The sequence below is a fragment of the Dyadobacter ginsengisoli DSM 21015 genome (genome assembly GCF_059568735.1).
The window spans coordinates 44,947-60,519 of sequence record NZ_JCANTY010000010.1; the positions used below are offsets into that span (position 1 = coordinate 44,947).

At 45.0% G+C, this 15,573-nt stretch carries 16 protein-coding genes and 1 tRNA gene; 12 read left to right on the plus strand and 5 right to left on the minus strand.

Going from position 1 to position 15,573, the window contains the following annotated elements; translation table 11 throughout:
- Nucleotides 1-81: 81 nt before the first annotated feature.
- Nucleotides 82-789, minus strand: coding sequence for a hypothetical protein (locus BP71_RS31055; protein WP_496385515.1), 708 nt, complete (start codon nucleotides 787-789; stop codon nucleotides 82-84).
- A gap of 130 nt (nucleotides 790-919) precedes the next feature.
- Between BP71_RS31055 and BP71_RS31060 the strand changes: the two genes are divergently transcribed.
- Nucleotides 920-2,137 carry an AI-2E family transporter gene (locus BP71_RS31060; protein ID WP_496385517.1) on the plus strand — a complete coding sequence of 406 codons (1,218 nt, stop codon included), beginning with the start codon at nucleotides 920-922 and terminating at the stop codon, nucleotides 2,135-2,137.
- A gap of 10 nt (nucleotides 2,138-2,147) precedes the next feature.
- Here the strand turns inward: BP71_RS31060 and BP71_RS31065 are convergent, their stop codons facing one another.
- The 4 genes from BP71_RS31065 to BP71_RS31080 all read right to left on the minus strand — a co-directional run bounded on the left by BP71_RS31065 (nucleotide 2,148) and on the right by BP71_RS31080 (nucleotide 5,422).
- Nucleotides 2,148-2,627 (minus strand): gliding motility lipoprotein GldH, encoded by a 480-nt coding sequence (locus BP71_RS31065; protein ID WP_496385518.1) that lies wholly within the window; start codon nucleotides 2,625-2,627, stop codon nucleotides 2,148-2,150.
- A 47-nt stretch (nucleotides 2,628-2,674) separates the two neighbouring features.
- Nucleotides 2,675-3,175 (minus strand): hypothetical protein, encoded by a 501-nt coding sequence (locus BP71_RS31070; RefSeq protein ID WP_496385520.1) that lies wholly within the window; start codon nucleotides 3,173-3,175, stop codon nucleotides 2,675-2,677.
- A gap of 94 nt (nucleotides 3,176-3,269) precedes the next feature.
- Nucleotides 3,270-4,067 carry a (Fe-S)-binding protein gene (locus BP71_RS31075; protein WP_496385521.1) on the minus strand — a complete coding sequence of 266 codons (798 nt, stop codon included), beginning with the start codon at nucleotides 4,065-4,067 and terminating at the stop codon, nucleotides 3,270-3,272.
- Nucleotides 4,068-4,078: 11 nt separating this feature from the next.
- A complete protein-coding gene (locus tag BP71_RS31080) occupies nucleotides 4,079-5,422 on the minus strand; it encodes a 4Fe-4S dicluster domain-containing protein (protein ID WP_496385522.1) in 1,344 nt (447 codons plus the stop codon).
- Between the two features lie 220 nt (nucleotides 5,423-5,642).
- Between BP71_RS31080 and BP71_RS31085 the strand changes: the two genes are divergently transcribed.
- The 11 genes from BP71_RS31085 to BP71_RS31135 all read left to right on the plus strand — a co-directional run bounded on the left by BP71_RS31085 (nucleotide 5,643) and on the right by BP71_RS31135 (nucleotide 15,474).
- Nucleotides 5,643-5,715 (plus strand) — tRNA-Phe (locus BP71_RS31085).
- 401 nt (nucleotides 5,716-6,116) lie between these two features.
- On the plus strand, nucleotides 6,117-6,410 hold the full coding sequence (locus BP71_RS31090) for a helix-turn-helix domain-containing protein (protein WP_090154758.1): 294 nt from the start codon (nucleotides 6,117-6,119) through the stop codon (nucleotides 6,408-6,410).
- Nucleotides 6,411-6,455: 45 nt separating this feature from the next.
- Nucleotides 6,456-7,433, plus strand: coding sequence for an AAA family ATPase (locus BP71_RS31095; protein WP_496385523.1), 978 nt, complete (start codon nucleotides 6,456-6,458; stop codon nucleotides 7,431-7,433).
- A 414-nt stretch (nucleotides 7,434-7,847) separates the two neighbouring features.
- Nucleotides 7,848-8,780, plus strand: a complete 933-nt coding sequence (locus tag BP71_RS31100) for a DUF8464 domain-containing protein (RefSeq protein WP_496385524.1) — start codon at nucleotides 7,848-7,850, stop codon at nucleotides 8,778-8,780.
- On the plus strand, nucleotides 8,761-9,087 hold the full coding sequence (locus tag BP71_RS31105; RefSeq protein ID WP_496385525.1) for a hypothetical protein: 327 nt from the start codon (nucleotides 8,761-8,763) through the stop codon (nucleotides 9,085-9,087). Before BP71_RS31100 ends, BP71_RS31105 begins: the two co-directional genes overlap by 20 nt.
- A complete protein-coding gene (locus tag BP71_RS31110) occupies nucleotides 9,084-9,794 on the plus strand; it encodes a P-loop NTPase family protein (protein ID WP_496385527.1) in 711 nt (236 codons plus the stop codon). The genes BP71_RS31105 and BP71_RS31110 overlap by 4 nt, the downstream gene beginning before the upstream one ends.
- The gene (locus tag BP71_RS31115) at nucleotides 9,775-10,308 is read left to right on the plus strand and encodes a hypothetical protein (RefSeq protein ID WP_496385528.1); all 534 of its coding nucleotides are present in this window, start codon (nucleotides 9,775-9,777) and stop codon (nucleotides 10,306-10,308) included. The genes BP71_RS31110 and BP71_RS31115 overlap by 20 nt, the downstream gene beginning before the upstream one ends.
- A gap of 214 nt (nucleotides 10,309-10,522) precedes the next feature.
- A complete protein-coding gene (locus tag BP71_RS31120; protein ID WP_496385529.1) occupies nucleotides 10,523-10,852 on the plus strand; it encodes a plasmid mobilization protein in 330 nt (109 codons plus the stop codon).
- Nucleotides 10,849-11,628: a relaxase/mobilization nuclease domain-containing protein gene (locus tag BP71_RS31125; RefSeq protein ID WP_496385530.1), complete on the plus strand. Its 780-nt coding sequence runs from the start codon at nucleotides 10,849-10,851 to the stop codon at nucleotides 11,626-11,628. The genes BP71_RS31120 and BP71_RS31125 overlap by 4 nt, the downstream gene beginning before the upstream one ends.
- 90 nt (nucleotides 11,629-11,718) lie before the next feature.
- Nucleotides 11,719-13,359: a GIY-YIG nuclease family protein gene (locus tag BP71_RS31130; RefSeq protein WP_496385531.1), complete on the plus strand. Its 1,641-nt coding sequence runs from the start codon at nucleotides 11,719-11,721 to the stop codon at nucleotides 13,357-13,359.
- Between the two features lie 180 nt (nucleotides 13,360-13,539).
- Nucleotides 13,540-15,474 carry an SIR2 family protein gene (locus BP71_RS31135; protein ID WP_496385532.1) on the plus strand — a complete coding sequence of 645 codons (1,935 nt, stop codon included), beginning with the start codon at nucleotides 13,540-13,542 and terminating at the stop codon, nucleotides 15,472-15,474.
- Nucleotides 15,475-15,573 lie beyond the last annotated feature (99 nt).

The window sequence follows — 15,573 nt, forward strand, 5'->3', positions numbered from 1 at the left end:
GATGATTAAAACGCAATTCGAAATTACTAGATGTGATGTTCACATTACATGGATAATGGGATTGTTAACATAAACATAACATCAATGAAATGTAGCTCGATAGATATCTCCCTGTTCATTGGTCATCAACATATCGGTATTGTTCAAAAATACGATCGCCTCACTTTGCTTTCTGGAAAAGCGGAAACATCCCTTTGGTTTATCAAAATTTATGTGGCCGTCACGGACCTCAAAAACCAATACTTTTCCATAAGTCAGTAATGCGAATGTTTTACCATCCGGACTGATGGCCGCTGAGGTCACCTGGGCGTTGATTTGAATACTGTCCGAGGAAGAAGCTGTATAAACCCCCTTTTCTGCGGGTAGGCGGTAGAGCTTGACGGTCTTGTCCTTACCCCAGTTTTTTGAAAAAAGGTACAGACTCCCTTTGTGGAAAAAAAAGGATTCACAATCGTTTACAGGTACTTTGGAATTTACTGGCGGGATAGATGATGCCGGGTGCCGGAATGTGATCAGATCTGTTTGCTCGGTCTTTGGATCGAACTTGTAAATGGTAAATGTGTCGCGGTTGGAAGTGTTGTTCCCGAAATCTCCGATATAGAAATTGCCGGTGCTGTCCTGCGTGAGGTCTTCCCAGTCGACATTTTGTGCATTGGGAACGGGTTTTGTAGCAAGCAGTTTGCCAGTCATCCCAAACTGATAGAGCTCAGCTTTGCCACCGCCGTCATTGTGCGTCCAGAACGTATCCGCATGATCGTCTTTGGCCAGGCCGGAACTTTCGGAAGCCACTGCTGGAAGCTTACCTATTTTGCTAATTTTGTAGCGAGATTTAACTTTCTCGAAGTCATTGGTTCTGTGATCAGATTGGCATGTACAGAACACCGTTTTGACAGCTAACCATAGATACATCAACTTATTCATGAATTCAACGTTGCGTCCTCTTCCAGACAAAGATAGAGAAACCCCTGTGTACCTGAAGCTGGCGAGCACACTGGTTGCGCTCATTGCGACGGTCTATATCCTCTATGTATTGCGCGAAACCATTATTCCCCTGGCATTCTCGATCCTGCTGGCCATTTTGCTGCATCCGGTCTGTGCCTGGCTGGAATTACGGAGAGTTCCCAGGGTAGGGGCGATTCTGCTCAGTATTCTTGCATTGTTTACCGTCATTGTTATCCTGGTTTACGTGGTTTCGGTACAGATCGGCAGTTTCGCCGAAGAGCTCCCGCGAATCACGGAGAAGGCAGAAGCGATCCTTGACCAGACACTGACAATGGGAGAGAGGTATCTGAATATCAGCCGCACCCAGCAGGTTAGTGAAGCAAAGAAGTATCTGATAAATGCGTTGAGCGAAGGAAGAGCCGTTTTGCTGAATACATTAGTGACGACTACCGGTGCCATTTCTACGTTCGTCCTGATCCCGCTGTATATATTCTTCTTCCTGCTCTACCGCGATTTTTTCAGGATGTTCGTTCACAAGGCAGTCCGGAATGTTCCCAATGAGGATTTGAATTCGCTGCTGAAGAAAATCTATGAAGTGATCCAGAGTTACCTTTCAGGATTGTTCCTGGTGATTCTGATCGTAGGCGTTCTCAATAGTATTGGATTGTTGTTTCTGGGCATTCCTCATGCGATATTCTTCGGTTTTCTGGCAGGGTTCCTGATATTGATCCCTTATATCGGAATTTTGATCGGATCGGTTTTGCCTGCGTTACTGAGCGTGGTGACCATGGATTCACCCTGGTATGCGGTGGGTGTCATCGGCGTGATGAGTTTCGTGCAGTTTTTGGAGGGGAATTTCATTACTCCCAATATCGTAGGTTCCAAAGTGAGTGTTAACCCGCTGGCAGCCATCATTGCATTGTTTTTGGGTGGGCAGCTATGGGGACTTTCCGGATTAATTCTCGCATTACCCGTTACCGCTATCCTGAAAGTGATCCTGGACACGATTCCGAGCCTTGAACCTTACGGTTTCTTGCTGGGGGAGCCGGTGCATGAAGTAGCGGAGGAAAAAGCGGAATATGCAAGAGAGCAAATCGCCGTGAAAGAGAATAAGAAGAAACCTTACAGGAGATATCGTAACAAGGCCAGGAAAAAGCCTGACGGTAACACGTCACCCGCACCACCGTCTGTGTAGCTTTCTGCTATTATTTTACAGGAACTTTCTCCACGCTAATGCCCACGCTAATGATAAATGGCAGCGGGTTTTGTCGCATGGACTGAGAAATGGTGAAAGTGTAGCTTCCCGAACGGGGGAAGTGATAATTTTTCAAAACGGGAATCTTGTGATCGAACAGGTCGCCCAAACCATGGCCGTACGGCTTGCCGGTTACTTCATTGGAAATAAAAACCTCTTCCAGCGTATTGGAAATCACTTTTTGATCAGGACCCGTAAAGTTACGGGTAATGTAGAGGTTATAATAGGGGTATTGAAGGGCGTTCCGGAGCAGGTAATACACATTATAAGCCTGTGTGGTGTCGGTAATTTCAACCTTGAATGCCGGCTTGTCCTTGATATACCAGAGTCCGTCATCGATATCCTCGTGCGCTTTGTAGACGACATTTTTATCGCAACCCGATAAAAGAAAGCCAAAAAACATGACGACTGCCAGCCGGATCAGATTCATGAAGGGACTCTGGTATGGTGAACTGCAAAACTACTTTTTTATCGCTTCTATTGGCTGGTTTCTTCCGTAAAATAACGGTTCAGCCAGGAATTTGAAGCGGGGATTTTCCAGCGGTTCATCCATTGTGCTTTTGTAGCCACCTGATTATCGAAGACCGTAGTAGAAGGTAAAATGGTTTCTGTAATGATCGCCTGTTTGATCTTTGGAACGGGAATTGTCTTCACTTCATTGTTTTCGTCAAGATAAGCCAGCGAGCGATCAAAAAAGTCAATGCTCATCCGTTGGCCAATTTCCTGCAGCCAGTGAACTGATTTGTCGATGGAGCAACCGCTCGGAAGCTCATCACGTTCGTCGACGGCAATTACCACGAAACGATGTTCAAATACCTTTCCGGAAGCTGTCAAAGGCTTTCCATGAGCTTCCCACATATCCAGGGAAGCCTTGAGGGTTTCGGTGATAATGCCGGTTTCTTCGGCAGTTAATGGCCTGTTAGCCTGATAAACCCACACACGTGATTGGAAATCGATATCGCTAAAGGGGATGTACATAATTACAAAGGGTTAAAATGCGGATCTGAACGGATACATAATAAATGCTCACTTAAAACAACCATGCTAGCGGCTGAGTTCTTTTAAAAATTCACTACAGCCCTTTTGCCTGCGCGATGAGCTCAGCGAGGTCATAAACTTTGACTGACTGTTCTTTTTCTTTGTTTTTAACTCCGTCCGTCATCATCACCATACAGAATGGACAGGCAACGGCAATGGTATCTGCTCCGGTTTGCAATGCTTCCTCGATCCTTTCTATATTGATATCTTTTTTACCTGGCTCAGGTTCTTTGAACATTTGTCCTCCGCCCGCACCACAGCATAATCCTTTAGTCCGGCAACGTTTCATCTCGACCAGATCGGCGTCGAGGGCCTCGAGAACGTGCCTGGGGGCCTCATAAATGTCATTGGCCCGGCCCAGGTAACATGAGTCGTGGAAAGTAATTTTCTTGCCTTTAAATACCTCTCCCCCTTCCAGCCGAACGCGTCCGGCATCGATCAGCTGCTGAAGATACTCCGAATGATGTAGTACTTCGTAGCTACCTCCCAGCTCAGGATACTCATTTTTAAGGGTGTTAAAACAATGTGGACAAGCCGTAACGATCTTCTTTACACCATACATGTTCAGCACCTGGATGTTGGACATGGCCAGCATCTGGAAAGTGAATTCGTTCCCTGCCCGTCGCGCGGGATCACCCGTGCAACTCTCTTCCGTTCCCAACACGGCAAACCGGACGCCTGCGCTATGGAGGATTTTTACAAAAGCAATGGTGACTTTTTTGTAACGGTCGTCGAAAGAGCCTGCGCAACCTACCCAGAACAATACTTCCGGTGTTTCGTTATTGGCTGCCAGCTCTGCCATTGTCGGCACCCGATATGTGATCTCGCTCATTTTCCGAATGCTTATGAATCTGTTGATTTGCTTTCCAGGCTGTCCACCCAGTTGAAACGGTCCCCGGCGGAAAACTTCCATGGGGCCTGGTTGGTATCCAGGTTCTGGAACATCATATTCCAGGAACCGGGGGCATGCGCCTCGTCCATTACTTTATGTCTTCGCAGCTGCAAAATGATATCCAGCGGATTGATGAGCACCGGACATTCCTGCACGCATGCATTGCATGTGGTGCAGGCGAGGATTTCCTCTTCCTGGATATGATCTCCTAGCAGACTTTTATTATCATTTACGAACTCGCCCTTGTTGGCCTGCATGATCCTGCCCACCTCTTCCAGCCGATCGCGGGTATCCATCATAATCTTGCGGGGGGATAGCTTTTTGCCAGTCAGGTTGGCCGGACAGGCAGCTGTACAGCGGCCACATTCCGTACACGAATAAGCGTCCATCAGGTTTTTCCAGCTCAGATCCTGAACATCTTTCGCGCCGAATCGCTCGGGGACGGCCGCGTCGCCAGCCTGGTTTTCGATTCCGAGCATGATCTTTACCTCGCTGGTAATTTCTGGCATATTTTGCATTTTTCCCTTGGGTTCGATACGGGAAAAATAGGTGTTTGGAAAGGCAAGGACAATATGCAGGTGCTTTGAGAATGTGAGGTAAAAGGCGAATGTAAATATGCCGAGGATATGGACCCACCAGGCAAAGCGCTCGTAGACCACCAGCGCACCCACGTTCCACCCTTCAAAAAGAGGTTTGATCCATTGGCTAACCAGAAAGTCACCTGTATTTGCATAATGGGTGTTGCCAAGGTCTTGTAACGTGCTGTCTGCCGCATTCATGGTGAGAATGGCGATCATCAATACAATTTCGAAAACGAGGATCAGCTTGCCATCGAGCTCGGGCCAGCCATTCATCTCACGATGACGGACCGGTTGAAAACGTTCGACTTTCAATATGCTTCTTCTGATCAGAAAGATCGTACAGGCGATGAGTACACCGAGTGCGAGTATTTCAAAGAGGCCTATCAGAAGTTTGTAGAAAGAACCCAGCGGCGCCGCAAAGACACGATGTGTTCCGAGAACGCCATCAAGAACGATTTCGAGTACTTCTATATTGATCAGGATAAAGCCGGCATATACAGCAAAATGGAGGAAGCCAATTAATGGACGATCGAACATCTTTTTTTGGCCGAATGCAACCCGCATCATCACCGAGAGCCGCTTCCCAGGTTGATCCGTCCGGTTTTCATCTTTCCCAAGCAGGATTGTTCTCCGGATGATACTCACCCTTTGTGTGATCAGCCAAATTACTACTCCGAGTGCGGCTATGAAGATGATTTGCTGGATGACCGCCATGAGACAATTAGTTTAGTATGCAAGCATACTAACAAATATGATAAAAATGTAAATGGGTGCAAATGGATTTCAGATAAAATAATGGAGATAGCTGGTTAAGGCTAAGATAATCAGGAAGCTATCATTTTCTGGAAAAGTATTTAGAAAATTTTTGCGAAAATTATTTGTAAAGCAAAGTCATACTTCTATTTTTGCAGTCCCAAAAGGTGCCAACTGAAACGGTGATGTAGCTCAGTCGGTAGAGCAAAGGACTGAAAATCCTTGTGTCGGCGGTTCGATTCCGTCCATCACCACAGAATGCAAAGCCAACCGCTTGATAATCTTTGAATTATCGAGCGGTTTTTTGTTTGGTTTACATTCTGGTTTACAGTCGCGCCGAAATCGTCTATCAGCGGCTAATAATCTTTTCAATCTTGCTGGCAAAAAATCTTCATTTGCCGCTCAACCTGGGTGCGAAACTTCTACATCGCGACCAGCATCAATCCTAAAAACAGTCCATTCACTTTACCTTTTCCTTAATTCCGATCTGGAATTGTCTCTTTCGCTACTTTATCGCGAGATAAGGCAAAATGCGCCTAAACGGCTTCTGGATGCATTTAACACCAGTTGAAGCAAAGTTCATACTTTTTCATACTTGATTTTTCGCCTCCCTTCCCCCAACCTTTGACCAACATCAACCGAAAACAAACGTGTCATGTCAAAACTGGTTTTAATCGAATTCGACGAGTTCAAGAGCTTCACCCGAGAGGTGATTCAAGAGGAGTTTAGAAATGTGTTCAGCCCGAATCAAGGTCTGAAAGGCTCGCAAGAAGAGCCACTGCTTTCACGGGCTGAAATGGCGCGTGAGCTGAACGTTTCGCTGGTCACGCTGCACCAATGGCAACGATCGGGTTTGCCCTATCGCAGGCTACATCGGAGGATTTACTTCATCAAGTCCGAGGTGCTGGATTACATGTACTCTAATCAGAAAACAAAGAAAAAGGGATAATGCCTCGACCGCATTACCCCCTGCAAAAATCTTAAAAATCTAAGTATGACAAATTTAACTGCCCTGAATGGTTTCTCCAACCATTCGGAAGGAAAGATTTTACATAAATCTTCCTTAAATACAATGAAGGATCTGGCGGAGAAAAGTAAAACGCTTGCTCCGCTTAGGCGTTTACTCGGGAACTATGTACTGGAAAACTCGGCAATAATCTTCGCTGCGGAGCGTGGTAGTGGGAAAACGCTTTTAGGACTCCAGGCCTGTATTGCTATATCAGCGAAATGGCCATCTCTGTGGAATGAACCAATCGAATATCACGGAAATACGTTGTTCATCAACTGTGAGCTCAGTGAGGATACAATGAGTCGAAGGCTAGGGCAGCTATTTGATGCACCACCTAAGGAGATCGGAACTTCGGAATACCATAGCTATGTCTACACGACCAAGAAAGGTTTGGAGGAAGAAGCACAGGCGATCATTGAGTTGTCGATGATCCAGAAGCCTGTCCTGATCGTTCTGGACAATTTCAGGGTAGCCTTCCTGAATTCCGATACGAACAACGGTAAGGAAGTCGCCAAGGCAATGCACCTGATCCTGACGCTGCGTGATCTGCTGGACACAACAATCATCATCACTGACCATACGCGGAAGCATACCCGAAATTTGCTGACTGATAGTGACCTTCAAAGCGGCTCCGGCGTGAAGTCAGATTTGACGGATAGCGACATGTTTCTCCGGAGGAGTAAACAGGATATTCAATACCGGATCTTCAAGCGCTCCAAATCCAGGCATTGCGAAGAGACGGACGGTGCTAAGCTGATCCGTCTGAATCCTGATACGCTTTGGTTCGAATTTGTCCAGGACGACATTGACGAGGCGCAGCACATAGGCACTGAGGCAATGCCTGTGAAGGAGGAACAGAAGGATTTAGCGCGAGAGCTTAGAGATCAGGGTAAGACCATCGAGCAGATAGCGAAGATACTGAATCGGGGCAAAGGCACCATTCATCGCTGGCTAAACGAGTAATGGACTCGAACGGGGTCCACATTTTTCTCACAACCCCTCCTAATTTTTGAGAGGGGATTGCGAGAAAAATGCTTGAAGAAAATGGGGGTGCCTGGCAATTAAAGTCTGCTGCTTCGGCCTTGTTCCACTGTTCCAAAAATTCCATTTGTTCCAAAATTCCATTCGTTCCACCCGTTCCATTTCGCCTGAGATGTTCCATCTCGTTCCATTTGTTCCGCATGTTCCATTCCGTTCCAGGCGTTCCACTCGTTCCAGAAATTCCATTTGTTCCACATTTTTCGCCTAGAAATCTCACTAAAAAATGGAACTCATTAATAATCAATTAGATAGATAATTTTTTGGGTAAAATGGAACAAGTGGAACGTGTGGAACATGGAACGGAACGGAACGACTGCGGGTGAAAAAAGAAAAGCTATGAATGCAAAACAGATCAATCAATCGTACGAAATCGTGGCCTTTTTGGCCCGGCATGGCTTTCGGCCAACGTCTGTAAAAGGCGATAACTATTGGTATATCAGCATGATACGAGAGCAGGAGGGTAGGGCGTCATTCAAGGTTGATACTCGCAAAAATCTCTGGTATGATCATGCGCTCGGTGTGGGAGGCAACCTGGTCGACCTGGCTTGCCGGTTGTTCCAAAATACGGATGTGAAGGAGGTCATGAGGCTGATCACTGACGGTCTTTCTTCTTTTCACCCGCAAAAAATAGAGATGAAGTTGCGGCATGATGTGAGCTCTGGGCTGCGTATAACGTCCGAAGGTATGCTCGAAAGCGATTACGTGCTGCGGTATCTAAGCAGTCGAGGTATATCAGAGGAAGTCGCAAGAAGGTATTGCTTTCAGGTCAACTATGAGAACGGCGACTGCCAGTACAAGGCCATTGGTTTCAGGAATAGGGCCGGAGGCATCGAAATCCGAAGTGTAAATTTCAAATCATGCATTGCTCCGAAGGATGTTTCCTACATCGATAACTCTGGAAATAAGCTACTCGTTTTCGAGGGGTTTATGGATTTTCTCTCGTACTGGATGCTTCCAGTGTTCCAGATACCCAATGCGAATTTCCTGATCCTGAATTCCACATCTCAGTTAAAGCGAACCCATGAATTTCTTACGGCACCTGGTTCAAAGTACCTGTTTCTGGATAACGATAAAGCCGGATTTGAAACAGCGGCTTATATCAAGCACAACTATCCCAATGTGGTTGACATGGCAGTAATGTATGCTGACTGCAAAGATTTGAATGATTTTCTCACTCAAAACCAACACCTCAATGACCAAAGACTTGCTGTTGCGCTTGTACGCGAGAAAGGACCGGAAGCGCCGGAAAATGCTCTTCGTACTTTTTAGGGACAAAATAAAGCTTGATGTCTCGATCGATGCGGTAGTCGAAATGATCAATCTGGAATTAGGAAAGCAAGGGATTGTCAATGCGGCCGATATCAAATACTGTCGCCACTATTTTGGGAAACGGCAGGCAGAGAACGAGACACCAAAACCGATCGCAGAAATACCCCCTCGGAATAGCCCGAATTCGCCAATCATAAGGAAGGAGGTCACAACCATCCAACCTGATCTTGAAGAAGTGGATTGGACGGACATGGACGAAATAAGTGTGGCAATGGAAGGTATTAAATCGAAATTCACAAAAAGATGAAACAACTAAATTTTATCCTTCAAGCGAAGGGAGGAGTGGGTAAAAGCCTGCTAACATATCTGCTCGCGATTGCTGAGCAAAATTCTGAAAAGTCCTTGTTTGTTGATCTTGACAGCTCAACAGGTACTTCGACCCGCCAGCTTCAATTTTTAGGTGACGCCCGGACGGAAGCGGTTTCCCTGCTGAATGAGAAGCAAGTGCTCGTAAGGGATAGTCTCATTTCTTACCTCGAAAGCCTCGCAGAGACGCCTTTTGACCGTATCTATTTTGATCTTGGTGCGCCGGAATCGGAGCAGCTTCCCGCATTGATCGAACGGGATATCCCATTTAAGGATTTCGTCGACGAATTGGGCTGCAAAGCCAATTTTCACATTGTTATTGGCGGTGGCGGTATGTATAAATCGAGCGTCGATTATTTGCACAAGCTCCTCAGGGCCTTGCAGAATGAGTTTGAAGTGACCGTCTGGCAAAGCATTACCACATTCAACAATTTTGCTCAGCTCGGCGAAGAGCTGGAAAGGAATTGCAAAACCCTGGGATTACGATTCCGGAAGTTCGCCGATTTTGATCCGGGTTCAAATTTGGGTAGCCAAATACTCGACGGCATAAGGAAAGGGTACAGCATCGGCGAATATCAGACCGGTGCAAAGCTGAGATTGAAGAAAGAACTTAACGACCATTTCAAAGATGAACTCAACAATCAGTAAGGACGCAATCACAAGAATGAGGGGCGCATATCAGGCCAAGTATGGCTTCGAAATGGACGAGTGGACTGCGGTCATGCTGACCGAGCTACACGAGCACTTTCAGGATTTCGGCAAAAACGTTGCTCAGTCCAACGGCGAAATTGCGAAAGCGGCCCAGTTGATTAAAGGACAGATCAACCAGGTGCACTTCAAGAGCGACTGGCAAGCATTCTGGTTCGGCCTCAGTAGGCTTTTGATTCCATCGTTGGTCACTTTGGTCGGAATGCTATTGATCGCTTATTTCGTAAACCAGGGAGAGAAATACCAGGCTATTGTCCGGTTCCAAAACAGTTACCCTGATTTCGATCAATTTCAAGAGCTGATCCAAAATGCACAAGTGCACGAGGAAAAGAATGCTACGTATCTGGTACTTCGCCCTGCTTCGGATATCACTTCAATGAAAGTCGGAGAAGAGTATCGATACCATAAAGAGCAAAAAGTGGTATTGGTTCCACTTCATATTGATAATCAGTAATTAACGATCTGATTTCGACTTTTTTCGACCAAATTCGACCGTATTCGGCCTGTTTCTAACTTATCAATTGGCTTTCATTAAGCAAGCCATGTGTTTGTAACTACAATTTCTGCGCTTCGCTCCGAATTGCAGTTACAAACACACCGGTCGTTCCTCCCTTGTCTTGTCGGGGTGCCACCCCGAGCCCCCAAAATCCATCAACTTATCGACAACTATGAAAGAGCATTTCGACAATGCGGCTGATCGGCCGCGTCAATCCAAAAAAACGAATAAAGACAGAACAATTCCTTTGCGAGTTACACAACATCAGTACGCGACGATCAAATCCAAAGCAATGCTTGCCGGATTTTCTGTGTCCGAATATTTGCGAAGGCTGGGTATCGGCCATCCCGTCGAAGCCAGGTTCGACAAAGACGAGAAACGAAACTTAGTGGGTATCGGCAGAAACCTAAACCAGCTGGCCGCATATGCTAACAAGGGTGTCTTCTATCAAAAGCCGATTATGGAAATGTTGGAGCAGCTTAAACGAATCCTGGTGAAATGATAGCGAAAACAACGATAGGGGCGGACTTCCTGGGAGCGATCTGCTACGGAGCTGGCTTGCGTGTTAATGGGAAGGAGATAGAGGGGAAGTCGGAGCTGCTTTTGACTCATAACTTGGTTTCAGATGATCCGAAGGGGATGGCCTTGGAAATGCAACGGGAGGCGGAATTTAGCCGGTGTAAGAAACCGGTTTGGCATACTTCGCTCAGCTGGAAGCCGGGGGAGGATCCGAGTAAGGAACAGATGATTGAAGCGGCTAATCGGTATTGTGAGAAGATGGGTGCCAATCCGGAGGATCATCAGATAGTGGTGTTTCAGCATCATGATCGGCCGCATAAGCATATTCATGTGTATCTTAATCGTGCTCCGATGGGAGGAGGGAAGGCTGTTGAGACGTCTCACAACTATGCGCGGAATATTCGGGTGTGTAAAGAGATTTCGCAGGAGCTGGGTTTTGGTAAGATTGAGAGGTTGCAAGCGGGCAAATTACGACAAATAGCCAATAGTCAAAAGAGGGCTCAGGAGGCTGTGAATTTAGCGATCAACGAGGCCTTGAAGCAAAAATGTATGAGCATTGAGGAGTTGGAACGTCGATTAATTGGGAAGGGAATAGAGTGTAAGTTTACTGTGGAAAAAGGTAAATTACAGTATTCAAGTTATAGTTACGAGGGTGTGCCAATCAAGGGGCAGGACGTTGGGTTTACCTCAAGACAATTACGTTCTAAGTTGGAAAAAAACCAAGAGAAGAGGATCGTGAAAAAACTTGAACACAACTAACTAAGATTATTAATTACCTTGAGTTAGTGGTATTCAGGTGGCTTTATAATTCCCGCATAGACAGCACATATCAGCACCATATCATTTTATATGCCAAATAGGAAATCTCAAGAAATGGTTGTTGCCAGTTTTCGGGCCGTCCATGGGGAAAAATACAATTACTCTAAAACTGTATACGTCAATTCGTCGACCAAGGTTTTGATCACCTGTCCAGCCCATGGCGATTTTGAAGTTTTGCCTGTTCATCATAAAAATGGAGTTGGCTGTCGTAACTGCTATTTTGAATCTCAGAAAATCTCGCTCACAGAATTTCTACATGCGTCTCGGAGCATATGGGGAGACATTTATGACTATTCTCTCATTCCTGAATTGCCAGGAGGCCGGGAAAAAGTTCAAATATTTTGTAATGTGCATCAAAAATTGTTTAATCAGGAGCCGCGAAACCATATGAGAGGGTATACTGGGTGTCCTAACTGCAAATCATCTAAGCTAACCGGAAGTCGTGAGAAACTTGGTACTTTTAAATCTCAAGAGGAGTTAAATGAAGGGATGATCGCCAAAGCAGAAGAGATACATGGCGGGAGATATGACTATAGTGAATTCGTATACGTGAATTATGCGACCAAGGGAATAATCATTTGCCGTATACACGGAAGGTTTTTGCAAACTGCTAGTAACCATCTCAAAGGAAATGGTTGCCCGCAATGCGCAAGGAATAGTCTCAAATCGAATACGTTTAAAGAGAAGTGCAATTTGCTCGGAATAAGTTATCATAGAGCTCTTAAGAGAAGGCAGGCAGGTTTATCGGAAGAGAAGATATTTAGGGAAGGGTATATCCGAAATGAAAGGGCTATTAATGAAATCACTATTGGAAGTAAAACATATCCCAATATTGAGACGGCCGTGAGGTTGTTGCGACCTCCAGGGTCCGCTACGACAATTTCTAGATGGTTGAAGGAAGGAGTGAGCCCTGAGGACGCATTTGAGAGAATTCCGAATCCTGGCTATGCGGATGGAATCATATATGTTGTTGTTAATCAAATTAATGATAAGAAATACGTGGGATTGACGATTCAAACACTAGATCGGCGCTGGGTGTACCACATTGAGCAGGCAAACCGAGGCTTCATCAAAGACTCGAATTCTCTTCATGCTGCAATTAGGCAGTATGGACCCGAAAATTTTACTATTGAACAAATTGACGTTGGAACAACAAAACGTGACTTAGAAGCGAAGGAAATAAGATGGATAAATGAGTTTAATACTTTGATTCCGAACGGGTATAACATTTCTAAAGGGGGTGTTAGCGGCGGATCTAATAAAAAACCGACTGTTGTGGATGGGCAACGATTTCAAAGTGTTCGAGAGGCATCTGAATATATTGCAAGCACAAGAAGAATATCACTTCATGCAGCAAAAAGGAGGCTCTTATCGAATAGAATCGATGTTAAGACTCCATCAAAGACCGGCGAAAGCTATGTAAAAACAAAGGTATATAGAACATGGAGTTATATAATTCACAGTGTTTTGAATCCTCGTTCGAAATATTATATTTCTGGCGTTACGATTTGCGACGAGTGGAGGGAGTTTGAAAGTTTCAGAGATGACGTTGGTGAGCCTTTGGATTCAAATTTTGTATTTTTCAGATTAGATAGAACCAAAGGATTTTATAAGGACAACTGCGCATGGATGACTAGAAAAGAGTATAGCCAGCATGCTTCAAGCAGTTAGATTGCATTAGAATTCACCGCCTCAGGCTAAAAGAGCAAACAGTACGACAAACGTATGCCGCGCCAATATTTGTGCGGACAATCGTATTGGCTAAGTTAATACTTCATTAGAAGAACATCCTATCTAGGAGATCTCGAAATAGCATCTTTCTTACAAGTATTTTTAGAAGTTTCGACCACAATGACTAAGGAGGCCCTATTTCAGCTAATCAGAAATGAAGATTTAATTCTATGGGTAGGTGCTGGTATGTCTATGTACGCGGGGTATCCATCTGGTTATCGTCTTAGAGATGCAATTTACCAGGGTCTTCCCGCAAATCGTCAAGCTCAAATCTCATCTCAGGAGTCACTTCAGCGGATGGCTCAATTCTTCGTAAGTGTAAATGGTGGTGACAGAACTGCTTTGAACTCCTTGTTAGTGAGTATATTTAGTGCATCGCCGTCATCAGTGGATGTTCATCAGAGACTTGCGATGATTCCTCACATTAGGACAATCATCACAACTAATTACGATAGACTTTTTGAGGTGGCGTATGGCGATCGAGTCAACGTTGTGTATAAGTCAGCCCAACTGACTAGTATGGAAAGGGACTGTGTGACCGTTTTTAAAGCGCATGGCGACCTTGATGATCCTAACTCATTGATAATAACCGAGTCAGATTACACTAGATTTTTTCAAGACGATTATCAGAACACTTCCTTTTGGACGACTATCAGGGAGAGGTTAATTAATAATTCGGTTTTGTTCATCGGATATGGTCTAGAGGATATAAATACAAATACCATCTTCGGCAGGATATCAAGTGAACTAGCGGAGTCCCGTAAACCACATTTCTTCGTTGCGCCGGGCCTGATAGACGTGCGAGTAGCAGACCTGAAAAGGCTCGGGATCGACTATATAGATTCAACAGCGGATGAAATAATCGAAGAGATTCTGCGCGATCTAAAAGAGAATGTGTTGATGAAGCATTTCTCTGAAGGGCAAGGCAGTGCTAGTACCGTCTCGAAATTTGTCGATCAGTTTGGAATTGGAACTACGCGCGAAATAGAACGTGGGCGTGATCGGCTCGTTAATGTCTTTCCGAAGACTAACGTGAGCGGAACACTTGCGATTTCTGCAATTAAGGAAACCGTTGCGGAAAAAAGGCTCAGGGACTTCTTTCAATCCAAAAATATAGGTCCTGTGATAGTGAGTGACAATGAATATGCCAACGTAACTCTCCATTTTTCTGAGATTCGACTGCCATCACAGGGCTTGGAGCTTGAATTCAGTGCATCTCCAATTTTTGACAAAATAGTGCTGGTCAGATTTAAAGATGGATTTGAGTATCCGGGCATCAGCGTAAAAGCCTTTCGAACAGATGACTATATCGAGATACACGCTGAGTTCGCCGTGGCTCGCTTAAATTTCAAGCTTTACTACAAGTCAAGTACTGCTAGTGGTGTTAAGTCTGATCTTCGCTTCAAGCATAATAAAGTCTGTGGCTCAGTGGCAGATGAGGTAACCTTTTTCAAATTTTTGAACAAGCTTGTTAGTGGTAGAAGATTTGACGTATTCCTAGGTAACAAAGTTATTCGTAGTGCCTCCCATAATGCAATTGGTCCTCAAATACGGGAATTTGCTTTTTATCAAACTTTTTTTGAGACTTTGAGGAAAGTAGAGCTGCGTGTACATACGGTTTTTTCTGATGTTCCTTTTTCCGATGTCCATGACGACACCCACCTACTTATCTCCTACGTGCTTGCGGTGAAACAAAATCGACAGCTTACGCATAGCTGGAATCGTTGTTATGAATTTTCCATTGACGTCGCAGAACGAATAGAAGCCATGAAGCTTTTAGATGGTTCTGCGTTAGAAAGTGGAGTCAAGTTGTTTGGCAATTTTGAAGAAAGGGTTAGCATCTTTGGACATGATTTTACTTTAGGCTATCCTATCTACCAGATTTTGGCGCCGAAACTTACTCGAAATTTCAATGGAAATCGTGAAGAAATGGTGATGCTGATCAGTGATTCTAAGCAGAGAATAGTACATTTTACACCTACATTTTCAGGGCCTTCGGAAACGCCAGCTGGTCAAATATCGATCGCCGTACAAAGTTTAAATCAGACTCATTAGGCTGTGAGTTGATCGATTCGTCTTCGCTCACTAACAATGGTACAATGGATTCGGATGCCCCCAGCATTACAGACAAATTCTTAGGAGAACCGTTAATTT